Annotated in this window: 5 protein-coding genes; 4 read left to right on the top strand and 1 reads right to left on the bottom strand. The window is 37.9% G+C overall.

What is annotated here, in order from left to right:
* The first annotated feature begins 389 nt into the window (after positions 1–389).
* The 3 genes from LV704_RS02320 to LV704_RS02310 all read left to right on the top strand — a co-directional run bounded on the left by LV704_RS02320 (position 390) and on the right by LV704_RS02310 (position 8,593).
* Positions 390–3,476: a SusC/RagA family TonB-linked outer membrane protein gene (locus LV704_RS02320; protein ID WP_163423703.1), complete on the top strand. Its 3,087-nt coding sequence runs from the start codon at positions 390–392 to the stop codon at positions 3,474–3,476.
* Positions 3,477–3,486: 10 nt separating this feature from the next.
* The gene (locus LV704_RS02315) at positions 3,487–5,208 is read left to right on the top strand and encodes a RagB/SusD family nutrient uptake outer membrane protein (protein ID WP_163423704.1); all 1,722 of its coding nucleotides are present in this window, start codon (positions 3,487–3,489) and stop codon (positions 5,206–5,208) included.
* Between the two features lie 85 nt (positions 5,209–5,293).
* Positions 5,294–8,593 carry a VCBS repeat-containing protein gene (locus tag LV704_RS02310; RefSeq protein ID WP_163423705.1) on the top strand — a complete coding sequence of 1,100 codons (3,300 nt, stop codon included), beginning with the start codon at positions 5,294–5,296 and terminating at the stop codon, positions 8,591–8,593.
* 1,133 nt (positions 8,594–9,726) lie between these two features.
* Here LV704_RS02310 and LV704_RS02305 read toward each other — a convergent pair.
* The gene (locus LV704_RS02305; protein WP_163423706.1) at positions 9,727–10,857 is read right to left on the bottom strand and encodes a hypothetical protein; all 1,131 of its coding nucleotides are present in this window, start codon (positions 10,855–10,857) and stop codon (positions 9,727–9,729) included.
* A 114-nt stretch (positions 10,858–10,971) separates the two neighbouring features.
* Between LV704_RS02305 and LV704_RS02300 the strand changes: the two genes are divergently transcribed.
* Positions 10,972–13,944 (top strand): TonB-dependent receptor, encoded by a 2,973-nt coding sequence (locus LV704_RS02300; RefSeq protein ID WP_163423707.1) that lies wholly within the window; start codon positions 10,972–10,974, stop codon positions 13,942–13,944.
* Positions 13,945–13,947 lie beyond the last annotated feature (3 nt).

Below are 13,947 nucleotides of genomic sequence, written 5' to 3'. Positions count from 1 at the left end.
TCACTTCTTATAATATTGGATTTATCTCAGCACTCAATACGGCCAAAAGTTAGAAATCAATATTTATTGATATGCAATTTTAAGAGATCAATTATTTTTTAACATTAAATTATAAATTTGATCACTATATGATAAAATAAGATAATCCTTATGGATGACATTCCAATATATTTGTTTAACAATTAAAGATTACAACTTATCAAAATTCCAATTGTGTAATCTGCATTGAAAACTATTAACTAACTAATATTTAAATTATGAATCGAAAATTCACGAGTAAATCGTTGAAAAAACCTCAAATTCTTAGGATATCCCTAAATGTGGTTTTTTTAACGATTGCTATGGTCTTGTTTGCTCAGACATCTTGGGGTAATCACAAAACAGCAAAAATGTCAATTTTGAAAACAGTGTTTCAAGCGACGGTTAGTGGAACTGTTTCAGATGCCTCGGGAGCAGTCCTTCCTGGTGCAAGTATTGTTGAAAAAGGAACTTCAAATGGGACTCAATCGGACTTTGATGGAAATTATTCTATAAATGTAAGCTCTAATGCTACACTTGTAATAAGCTATGTGGGTTTTCTCTCTCAAGAAATAGCAGTTGGCAACAGTAGCATAATTAATGTTGTCCTTCAAGAGGATGCCAATCAATTGGATGAAGTCGTAATTACCGGTTATTCCGCACAAAGTACTCGGGATATTACTGGTTCGGTTTCCACAATCCAATCTGAAAACTTGGAAGCAACGGCACCTACTGGTTTAGAACAAGCCTTGCAAGGTCAAGCGTCAGGTGTTGTAGTTGGAAGTCAGGGTGGTCCTGGTGGATCTGCTGCCGTAAGAATTAGAGGGTTTGGTACCATAAACGGTAATGATCCTTTATATATTATAGATGGTACACCTACTGGTGCTGGACTTAACGACATTAACCCTAATGACATTAAATCCATTCAGATTCTAAAGGATGCCTCCTCAGCTGCGATTTACGGAAACAGAGCGGCAAACGGGGTTATCATTGTTACTACCAAAGGCGGAAGGAAGAATTCAAAATTGACATTTAGCTCTAATGCATATGTAGGGGTGGATTTTATTCCCAGCTCTGCATTTCCTGAATTGGCAAGTCCGCAACAGGTGGCAGAAAGTGTTTTTAGAGAATTTACAAATTCGGGTGGGGCGCCCAGTAACCCTCAGTTTGGTGCGGGGACTTCTCCTGTTTTGCCAAACTTTTTAATTCCTCAAGCAGCAGCTTCAGTTGATGAAAGCTTGTATGATGCTAGCTCAAGATCAACCTCTTTTACCAGAGCTAACCCACAGGGTACCGATTGGTTTGATGAATATTTTGATGCCGCCATTACGCAGAGCTATAATATAAGTGCTTCTGCAGGAACGGAAAATTCCAACTTTTTTGCATCAATGAGTGTATTAGATCAAGATGGTGTTGGGATTGAATCGCGTTTCACCAGATATACATTACGTGCAAATTCAACTTTTGATGTTACTGATAGGTTTAGAATGGGCGAAAATATTACCGTTTCTTTTTCAGATCAGATTACACCTCCAGGATCAGATGTGAACAATGGTACTATTGTCAGTTTATTTAGAATGAATCCATTAATTCCGGTAAGGGACGTTGGAGGCAATTTTGCTGGGTCTGGAGTCGGTGGATTGGGGAATGGTAATAATCCAATAGCTATTGCAGATAGAAATAAAGATAATAACAATCAAAGTTTTAGAGCACTTGGTAACGTGTATGGGGAATTTGACATAATTGAGGGACTGACTTTTAAGAGCAACCTAGGTTTTGACATATTATCCTTTAATCAAATTTATTTTCAACCACCACAGCTTGAAGGAGAAATATTTGATACTTCCACTTTCTTATCAGAACGCAATGATTCTTCCAACACCTATACATGGTTCAATACACTGAACTATTCTAAATCTATCAGTGATGACATTGAATTGAATGTATTGGCCGGAACGGAATTTAACAAGAATATTTTCAGAAGTGCCACTGTCAATAGAACCGATTTTGCAGCATTTGCTCCAGAATTAAGATTTTTAGATAATGCAAGTGGAAATTTTGGTGGATTTGGTATTGGTGGTACGGCAACTTATTTTTCTGTGTTCGGAAAAGCAGATGTCAAGATAAAGGACAAGTATTTATTGACAGCTACCGTAAGACGAGATGAAACTTCTTTGTTTAATGATGGTGTTAACAGTGGTGTTTTTCCCTCAGGAAGTGTTGGGTGGAGAATCAGCAATGAAGATTTTCTGCAAGACTCAGGTGTTTTTACAGATTTGTTGTTGAAAGTGGGTTATGGTGAGGTAGCTAATAATGGTAACATTAGAACGGATGCCAGATCAACTACATTAGGCCCTGATGTTGGCAATTATAATTATGCCACAGGAACCACATCATCAGCTACCGGTTTAGGAATCTCTCTAAGGGGAAATCCAGATATTACTTGGGAAACTACCGAAAGTTTGAATATTGGTATAACATCACGATTGGCGAATGCTGTTAATTTCAATTTTGATTATTACAGTGCTACGACAAAAGATATGCTATTAAATGTGCCTGGAGATCCGACTGTGCTTGGTGAAATAAATTCAGTGCCTGCAAATTTAGGTGAAATGACCAATAATGGGTTTGATGCTTCTGTAGCTTATGATAACTACCGATCAGATAATCCGTTCCAGTTTAATATTGGGCTTAATGTTTCGGCCTATAAAAATGAAGTGTCATTTTTGGATCCTGAAAACCCAGACAGTTTCATTGATGGAGACCGTATAAGAGATCAAAACCCTACAAGAACATTAGCAGGGCATCCCTTATCATCCTTTTTTGGGGTTACTTGGACTGGTATTGAAAACGGAAGGGTCACTTTTCTTGAAGATGAAAATGGAGACCCTGCTAGAGGAGTTATAGGTAACCCTCATCCAGATTTCACTTATGGACTTACCTTCAACGGCACGTTCAAGGATTTTGATTTTTCAATGCTGTTACAAGGGTCGCAGGGTAATGATATCTATAACTTTAATAAGTTCTTTACGGATTTCAACAAATTTGCTGGAGGACGTAGTGTAAACTATGTAAACGAAATAGGGTTGCCTGCTGTCACTTCTGATGCTGCAATAATTAACCGTGAGGCCCAGGCCTCAACTTATTATGTAGAAGATGGTTCTTATTTGAGAATGAAGAATATTGTTGTGGGTTATTCATTGCCAGAAGCTGTGGCTGAAAAACTAGGGCTTAGTAAGTTCAGGTTATACTTACAAGGTAAGAACCTAATTACATTGACCGACTACACAGGTTTAGATCCAGAGATAAGTTTAAGGAATTTTGAAGGATCAGTTGGTGCTCCAGAGCTTAGCGCTCCAGACAGAACAAATCCAGGGACCAACTTAACCTTAGGTGTAGATACTGGTGTCTACCCAATAAACAGGTCAATTATTTTTGGAATTAACGCTTCATTTTAAAAAAAAAATTATGAAAAATCTATTGAAACAATTATTGTTCTTTGCTTTAGTATTAAGCATAGGATCATGTAAAGATGAACTTGACGTTCCCCTTTCGGCAACTTCTGCAGACGAAATTGTTGCTACTGCAGCATTGGCGGAACAATTGACAGTGGGCGCTTATGCAGGACTTGAAATGAGAAGAGAATCGGCAGCTTCTAACTGGACATTTGGAGGTTGTGGCTCGGATGACGCTTTTAAAGGAAGTACCCCAGGAGACCAGTCAGAAATTACCCAAATGGAAATTTATGATGTCGCTGCTAATAATGAATATGTAAGACTAAGATGGAGAGGTCTTTATGAAGGAATAGCGCGTTCCAATGCTGCTATAGGGGTAGTAGCTGAAGGATTGGAATCTGAAGCTCTTACTCCAATGGCTGCCAATGCATTTTTGGCAGAGTTACGGTTTTTAAGGGGGTTCTATCATTTTCAATTAAGAATGACTTTTGGCAATGTACCTTACATTGACGAAACCATAACCGAAACTCCTACTAATAATACGGACATCTATCCAAATATTGAGGCTGACTTTCAATTTGCCATAGACAACCTTGATGTGGAAAGTACACGTTTTGGTGGCGCGAATCAATGGAATGCCAAAGCATATTTAGCAAAAGTGCATATGTACCAATTGGATTATGCCGCCGCAAAACCACTTTTACAAGATATCATTGACAACGGACCTTATAGTTTAATGCCCAGTTTCCATCAAAATTTTAACTTTGCATTCAATAACAATAGTGAGACTGTTTTTGCAGTACAATATGCAGTGAATGATGGTTCAGGTGCCAGTCAAGATAATGGAAACCAAGGTGACGAATTGAACTACCCCCATGACCAGAGCCCTTTCGGGTGTTGTGGCTTCTATCAGCCAACGCATGATCTCGTCAATGCATATTTAACGGATGCCAATGGCTTGCCATTGACTATACCCCCATCGGACCCAGCGAATTATGTGGCCAATGTTGATCCTAGCAATCCAAATAGCGAAACACCTGTTGAAGATGGGGATGCCGGTACATCCGTTTTTGCTGAAGAAACCAGAAATCTCGATCCTAGATTGGATTGGACGGTAGCCAGACCAGGTATTCCATTGTTTGATCGTGGAGATTTCATGCTGGCTTGGTCACGCGACCCAGCTGCTGGGGGCCCATACTACAGTAAAAAATTGTTATGGGCAGAATCAGAAGATGGTTTGGCAAGAGTAGCCGGTGCGTGGGGACAGAATATCAGTGTTATTCAGACAAACCTTATCCGTTATTCCGAAATATTGTTATGGAGAGCTGAAATAGCCGTTTCAGAAAGTGATTTAAACACAGCCGTTACATTGGTTGACCAAGTAAGGCAAAGAAACATGGATCCTGATACCTGGGTAAAGGAAAATGATGGAGTTACCAATGCTGCTAATTATGCCATAGGTCTATATGCAGACAACGGAGGCTTCCCAGATGCAACGTTCGCCATGAATGCTGTAATAATGGAATATCGCTTGGAAACTGCCATGGAAGGACGTCGATTTTTTGATTTAGTGCGAAGAGGTATTGCCAAAGAAGTTTTAGATGGTTACACATCACGTCCACAGTTTAGATCATACCTAAACGGCGTTACTTTTCCAGCAACTAGAGGAATCTACCCGTTACCGCAAGAAGCGATAGATTTGTCATTTGGTGCTTTAACGCAAAACACATATTAGTTTTTTTAAGTTTAGTTCTAGTTTGAGTTGATAAAAACAGGGATTTTCATCCCTGTTTTTTACTTTTATGTAAAACAAATTAAGGATGGAAAGATTGATAAAAAGCCTTTTGTGCATTATACTAGTTGTATGTTTTTATGCTTGTACCAAAACTGACTGGTCAAAAAAAATATTTGAACCTTTAAGTGAAAGACATACCAATATCAAGTTTTCCAATTCTCTCGTTGAAAATGATTCCCTTAATTACTTTACCTATCCATATCTCTACTTGGGTGGAGGGGTTTCCGCAGGTGATATCAACAATGATGGTTTGATTGATTTGTATTTTACTGGCAATATGGTGGAAAACAAACTCTACCTTAACAAAGGTAATTTACGGTTTGAGGATATTACCATTTCAGCCCATGTCACTGGAGACTCGCGATGGTACACTGGCAGCACCATGGCAGATGTAAATAATGACGGTTATTTAGATATTTATTGTTCCGTTGCGGGCAAATTCGAGCCCAAAGAAAACCAACTTTTTATCAATAAAGGCGATAATACGTTTATTGAAAGTGCCAAAGAATTTGGTTTGGCGGAAAATGGAAATAGTATTCAAAGTACTTTTTTTGATTATGATAAAGATGGTGATTTAGATGTCTATATAGCCAATTATCCTTCAACATCGTTCAATGCCCCTACCAATTACTATTTGTTCAAGATGAACGCTCCAAAAAACATTGAAACGGATAAACTACTTCGAAACAATGGGGACAACACTTTTTCAGATGTTACCAAAGAGGCAGGTCTGAAATCTTTTGGCTTATCACTCAGTGCCACAGTTGGTGACTTGAACAATGATGGTTGGCCCGACCTATATGTTTCCAACGATTTTAGTTCTCCCGACTTTCTATATCAAAACAATAAGGACGGAACATTTTCAAACATCATCAAAAAAGCCACAAAACACACATCACATTTTGGTATGGGGGTCGATATTGCTGATTTCAACAATGATGGTTTTTTGGACATTCTTCAAGTCGATATGGATGCTGCTGATAATAGGCGTGCAAAGGCTAATATGGCAAGTATGAACCCAAACTTGTTTTGGGTGAACGTGAACGCAGGTTTCCAATATCAATACATGCACAATACCCTACAGTTGAACAATGGGGTGATCAATGGGAATACTCCTGATTTTAGCAATGTCTCGAGGTTGGCAGGCATTTCTTCCACAGATTGGAGTTGGGGACCGTTGTTGGCAGATTTAGACAATGACGGTTTTAAAGACGTTTTTATCACCAATGGCACACGAAGGGAAATCAACAATAAAGACTACTTGAAAACGCTCGAAAAAAAGATTAATAACAATGATAGTTTGCTAAAGTGGAACCTCGCCTTTCCTTCTGAAAAAATTGACAATTTTGTTTTCAAAAATAATGGCGATCTCACATTTGAAAGAAAAAACAAAGATTGGGGCATTCAATACAAAGGCTTCTCCAATGGTAGCGTCTATGTAGATTTGGATAACGATGGTGATTTAGAAATTGTGACCAACAATATTGATGATTATGCCTCGATTTTTGAAAATAAGAGCTCGGAAACCAATAACCACATTACATTGCATTTTAGAGGCATAACTGATAACCACTTTGGTATTGGGGTGAAAGCGTATGTATATACTGATGGGTCAACGCAGTTGGAAGAGATGACATTAACAAGGGGATTTCAATCTTCCATAGCTCCAAGATTGCATTTTGGATTGGGCAAGAAAGAAAAGATAGATTCGATAAGAATAGTTTGGCCCGATGAAAAAATACAATCCATTATAGCACCCAGAATCAATTCTTTCAAGGAAGTTAGATACAATGAGGCAATTGCATTGAACAAAAGAGAAAATGAAAAATCAAATAGGATTTTTTCTACTGTACAAGATTCAAGCATTTCAATACTCCACAAACATGTTGAAAATTATTATGATGATTTTAATAAAGAAATCCTTTTACCACATCAAACTTCAAAATTGGGACCTGGCATTGGCATTGGTGATTTAAATAATGATGGTACAGATGATTTAGTAATAGCAGCTGCGGCACAAAATACCACAGTTCTGTTTTTCCAAAACAAAGATGGTGGTTTCGTTAAATCTGACACAGAAGTTTTTGCTTTGGATAGTGGTTCGGAAGATATTGGAATCCATATTTTTGATGTTGAAAATGATGGTGATAAGGATATCTATATCTCTAGTGGGGGGAATGAATTTTTACCAAACTCCAAACAACTTCAGGATAGGCTTTACATTAACGATGGCAGTGGTAATTTTCAAAAGGAAGTTTTTGCGCTTCCAGAAATGACCACAAGCAGTTCAAGAGTTCATAGTTTTGACTTTGACAAGGATGGAGATTTAGACCTTTTTGTTGGTGGTCGTCTTATTCCTGGAAATTATCCATCTCCTGCAAATAGTTATCTATTGGAGAACATAAGTAAAGGTGATAAGATTCAATTTGTCGATGCAACGGAAAAACTGGCTCCTGAACTTAAAAAGTTAGGGATGGTCACAGATGGTCTTTGGACAGATTTTGACAATGATGGATGGACGGACCTTATTGTTGTTGGGGAATGGATGCCGATAACCATTCTTAAAAATAATGGGGGTTATTTCTCAAATATTTCCCCAGCATTGGGGTTAGATGATACAAATGGATGGTGGTTCAGTATTAAAGATGGTGATTTTGACAGGGATGGCGATATGGATTATATTATCGGAAACTTAGGCAAAAACTTTAAGTATAAAGCTAATGAAGAAGAAACCTTTGACATTTACTTCAATGATTTTGACAATAACAATACCAATGATATAGTGCTGAGTTATTTCAGTGAGGGGGAGCAATTTCCAGTTCGCGGAAGAGAATGTTCATCCCAACAGATACCAGCAATAAAGAAAAAGTTCAAGAATTATGAATCCTATTCACAAGCAACCTTGGAGGATATTTACACCGAGGAAGTTTTGGAAAACTCATTACATTACCAAGTAAAATCATTTTCAAGCATTTATTTGGAAAACAAAAAAGGAAAATTTGTAAAAAATAAATTGCCAAATCTTGCGCAAATTTCTTCTATTAACCAGATTCTTATTGATGATTTTGACCAAGATGATAATTTGGACGCCCTTATAGTTGGCAATCTGTACAATTCTGAAGTGGAAACACCCAGAAATGATGCTAGCAACGGCCTTTTGTTAAAAGGAGATGGCAAAGGTGATTTTCTTCCCGTATTAGCAATAAACAGTGGTTTTTATGCTTCGGGAGATGTAAAAGATATGTCCAGGATTAAAATTGTTGACAAAGAGTATATTGTGGTATCCAAAAACTCTGATTATCTTCAATTTATTGAAATCCGATAAGCAATTCACAATATGGTTCCGCTAAGGGTCAAAAAACCTGGATTAAACAATAAACTTAGGTTGACTTTTCTAGATTTTTAACATTTTAAATCATAACAAACCGTTTACAGGACTTACGATATCGATTGGTTTCAGTCATCGGGATATTATTAAAATTGTACAATTGACTTTTGTTCAAGGGTATTATAAGGATTTGTTTCGGCCATTTTACTGTACCCAATTATGACCAGAACTATCGGCTGGCGGTTGACATCCATTATCTCACCACAGATGCAGAGTGGGGCATTATGTCAAACTAGAAATTGGGATGTGCAAAATATTTGGTGAATAACCTTTTAGTTATATAATAAGTGGTAAAATTGTAATCATAACTCTCGTTTACATATATGTATTAAACTGAATGAATTAGAAAATTATAAGTTTCTTAAGGTGAAAAAGTGCAAGGAGTTCTGTGAAAGAGGTGTTTTAAGCTCTAACTGATAACAATACATATTTAACTTTTTAAGAGTCCAATTTCTGGTCTTTTTAAGTGTTTTGTGTAATCGATCCCTTAATAGACTGTTTTTATTTATGACAAAAAGCAGCTGGATGCAGTAACAAATTTGGATTCTTTGATATTAATTTTACCAAAAGTGAAGGAAATAATGTTTCGAATTGTAGGTCTCAAACACCTTTAGATTAGCTTTCAAATTAAAACAGTATTGGGTTACTTAATCCCTTTTTAAGGGGTGGTCAAACATTTTTTGCTGTAACTTTAAATCATTTTGTCTATTCTTCCCTCCTTTACATAGTTAAATATCTTTTTAAACATATAATGAATCTTTGAGGTCCTATGAATAAGGGGCTGAAAGCGCAAATGAATACTATAGGAAGCTGATTTAGGTCCATGATATTGTCTTTTGATTCACCAAGGAGGATTGATATTAACACTGGTAAAGCATTTTTAAGTGTTACCATTGCTTCTCTTTCATTGTGATAGGAATCAAAAAGGTTGAAAAACAAAAAAGGGAAGGTTTAAATCACTTTATAGAAAGTAAAAAAATGATACGTTAATAGATTGATTGTGAAATAAATTGACAAAACACTTTAGAAGACTATTTTAAAATCTTACCATTTTGCAGTTTATGATGAGATTAATCAAGCGGTTCCCCCAAGAACAGATTCCGTTCTAAGCTATTTACATAGCTTTTCTTGAAATTTTCGGACAGTATAATATATGCTGAAAAAGAACTGGGCACCCCATGTATTATTGGGCTAGAGGCAGTACAGGTGAAGATATGCTTAGTAGATGTTTTACGTACGTTGACATCCAATGTCAATACTTGTTTTCGAATAGATGCACTGTCTTGATTCTTTCTCGTAAATATGATGTTTAATACATTGATGTTGATAAAATTCACATACCCATTGAATATCACATCGTTAAATTCAAATTGAGCGGTGAAATCGCGGCTTATGATAAGGTCATTGATATTCCATGTGTCATTCTTTGCTGGCATGATAAACTTATAGCTCCCCACAAGTTTTAGGTAATGATTGTGATGTGTGGACACAATTTCATTAAGATTGTTAGGAGTGAACAGCTTTGTAATATATACGTTGTCTTTGAGATAACTTACAATTCTATAATCGCTATCTTGAGCCAATGCTTTATTGGCTTGACCTTCATCACTAACTTTTTCTAAAATCACACGACCTGCAGCAGGGAAACCATCTTTTTTTACCGTAGAATATGTGCCAAGCAAATATTTGTGGCCATACTTCATCGTCCCTGAGAATAATGACAATAATTTTTTTACTGGTGTGGTATATCCCATTTTTGTCATTTCAATAAAGGTATAGTTCTCGATGACATTATAAGTACCCTCCCAATGTTCTGGAATTCTATAATCCATAATTACTTTTCTGCGATTTACTATTTGGACCAATGCCCTATCAACTATACCCCTTGCAAAAGCATAATAGTGCATGATGTAGTATTGGACATCGGAAAGGGTGGTCTCCGCAGGTTCGCCATTGATCACCTCAACCCTGTTGAACTCCTCGTTAAATTGTAAACCAAACTCTGCAAAAAGATTCTGGAGCAATTCAACCCTTGTTTTCTTTTCAATAATTACTTGAGGATATCGGTCAAAGTTTTTAGCCTTACTCAGCGAAGTGTAATTTAAGCGCAACTCTATTTCTTGCTGTGTGATTTTAAGGGATTTTAAAAGCAGAATGCTCTGTGCTATAAGATCTGCCGCTTGTTTATTGGTATAATCCATTTTACATTTTTCTGAAAATTTCTGAAATAATTTTCTTTTTTCAAAATTTAAGATTGATATCGTACAGATTTTCAAATATTTGCCATCAACTCTAACAACAACTTAAAATCAATCATGAAATTAAAACTATCCCTGTTATTATTGGGTTTGTTTTCGTTGGCTGTGCAAGCCCAATTAGTGCAAGGCACAGTTACCGACGAAGATCAAATACCTTTATTTGGTGTAACAGTATTACTAGAGGGTTCTACTGCAGGCACCACTACAGATTTTGATGGCAAATATTCCATCAGCGCAAATCAAGGAGACACCCTGACCTTTAGCTACCTAGGATACACCACCCGTACCATTGTGGTCAATGCCAGTGTTCTAAACGTAACATTACAAGAAGATTTGAACGAACTTGACGAAGTGGTCGTAGTCGCCTACGGTACTTCTACCAAAAAAGCACTGACCGGAGCATTGGTCTCCGTAAAAAGTGAGAAAATTACTGAACAGCCTCAGGCAAATTTGACCAATTCGCTTCAGGGTTTGGCTCCTGGGCTTCAGGTTTTGCAAGGTTCTGGCCAACCAGGCGAGGGGGCTGGTTTATTGATTAGGGGCATTGGTTCGCTTTCGGCCGGTGTTCAACCGCTCATTGTGGTGGACGGAGCTGTGTTCAACGGAGGACTGTCCCAACTCAACCCAAGTGATATTGAAAGTGTAAATGTGTTAAAAGATGCCAGTTCAGCCTCCATTTATGGATCAAGGGCTGCCAATGGGGTGGTTTTGATCACCACTAAAACTGGGAAAAATCAGAAAACCGTCTATACAATAAATACTGAGGTAGGTTTTACCCAAAATACCAACCCAAATGATTTTAGGGTCATGAACGCTACCGAATATGTAGAGTATTATCGAGAAGCTATGATCAACAGCGGTATAGACCCCGATGACCCAACAACAGGATTTTATCTACCCATTGACCAGACTTTTGATACCGATTGGGTCAATGAAGCTTTTAGAGCCGGATCCTACAAAAAATATGACTTTTCCGTTCGTGGTGGCAATGAAAAAACATCGTTCTTTTCATCCTTGGGTTATACCGATCAAACGGGGAGTATCGTCGGAACCGATTTTGAACGAATCACGGGTACCCTTAACTTAAAACACAAGGCCAACGAAAAATTTGACTTTGGTGGAAAAATACAGGTCAACTACAGAAATTCAAATGATCTGATTTCAGATACTGGTAGAAGCGGTCAATTATCAGGAGCATATAATACTGCGCCCATAGAGCCTATTTTTGCAACAGAAGACACCAATCCAGCCCTTGTAGGTGCCGGTTACAATTTTGATATTCCCAGTAATGCACAGCACAATTCCGTAGCAACTGCGGTTTTAAATGAAAACTCTTCAGAAATATGGAGCTTCAACACCAACTTAGATTTGGGTTACAACTTCACCCCCAAACTTAGGGGAGAAATATTGGCCAACTATTACTATTTCTCAACTATCAACAAAGATAAAATTGGAAAACTGTATTTGGCAGAGACCGAAGGAGGCAATGCTTTTGAGAATAGAGCTAGTGGTAACACATTCAATTTTATCGGGTCTTTGGCATACAACACCACTATTGGCGATGACCACGAATTTGAACTGAAATCCGGATTTGAAACTACTCGAGAACGATTTAGTTCCCTATCCATAGCAACACGTGACTTTGTTTTTGCCAATTTGAATGATGTAGGACTTGCCATAGGAGACATTACTCCTGACGACATAAATTCGGGCTTTGATGGTCTTAATCTAGCTGGCTTTTTTGGAAGGTTAAAATATGCATACAAAGACAAACTGTTTATTGAAGGCTCGTTACGTACCGATGGGGCTTCAAATTTTGGTGAGGCCAATAGATGGGGGACATTTGGTGCCGTAGGGCTCAGTTACGTTTTAACGGATGATCTTTTCAAAAATTCAGAAATCGTAAACAACCTAAAGCTTAGAGCCAGTTATGGCACCTCAGGCAACTATACGCTTCTTAATGATGACGGAAATATCGATAATTTTCTTTGGAGAGATCTATACCGATTGGGAGTCGATAATGCCATTGGCCCGTCCGATGTACTGGGTGGTGCCGCTGTAAGAAGCCCTGCAAACCCCTTATTGCAATGGGAAAAGAACGAACAATTAGATGTAGGTCTTGACTTTGGCCTATTCAACAATAGGTTGAGCGGTAGCGTAGATTATTTTCGAAGAAACTCCTTGGACCTTCTCTTTAATATCCCCCTTTCATTGACTTCCGGATTTGGTTCACAAACGGTAAATTCAGATGCAGAACTATTGAATACCGGTTACGAAGTTTCGTTGAATGCCTACATTTTAAGGAACGATGATTTTTATTGGAGGACAGATGCCAATGTCGCTTTTTATGATCAAGAAATCACAAGTATTCCTGACGAGGTAATATTTAATACAAGTATTTGGCAAGAGGGCGGTAGGTCTGACAACTGGTACCTACAGCGCTATAATGGTGTGGACCCCGCAACGGGTGATGCCCTTTATTTGGATGCAGACGGCAATTCCACTCCCGACTATGATAGTGATGAAAGCAGGGTTGTTGTTGGGCAGAGAACTCCTGACACCTATGGCAGTATCACCAATACTTTCGACTATAACGGCATTTTACTATCGTTTATGTTCTTTTACAGTTATGGCTCCGATGGGTATTTTGACCTTGGTGAAGAACTGAACACCGACGGTGCCAATTTTTCGGCAAACCAATGGGCCATTGCCCTGAACCGGTGGCAGCAGCCAGGTGACATTACCGATGTACCTAGAGCCATCATTAACAATCCCAACGGAGGATTTCAAAGCACCCGATACCTATATGACAATTCATATATACGATTACAAAACATAAGTTTGGGTTATACTTTACCCCAAAAAGTGGTCGCTAACTTGGGCATGAGCAATATCTCATTTAGACTTACTGGACAAAATTTGTGGACACATAGTGATTTCCCAGGTTTTGATCCAAGGTTTACAGACTCGGATTCCGTACAATATCCTGTACCTCGTACCATAACTTTTAGTGCTAACCTATCATTTTAAATT

It is taken from the genome of Flagellimonas sp. CMM7 (assembly GCF_021390195.1).
Lineage (GTDB): Bacteria > Bacteroidota > Bacteroidia > Flavobacteriales > Flavobacteriaceae > Flagellimonas.
Note: the sequence above shows the minus strand (reverse complement) of the source record. Positions and strands in the feature narration are given on the sequence as shown.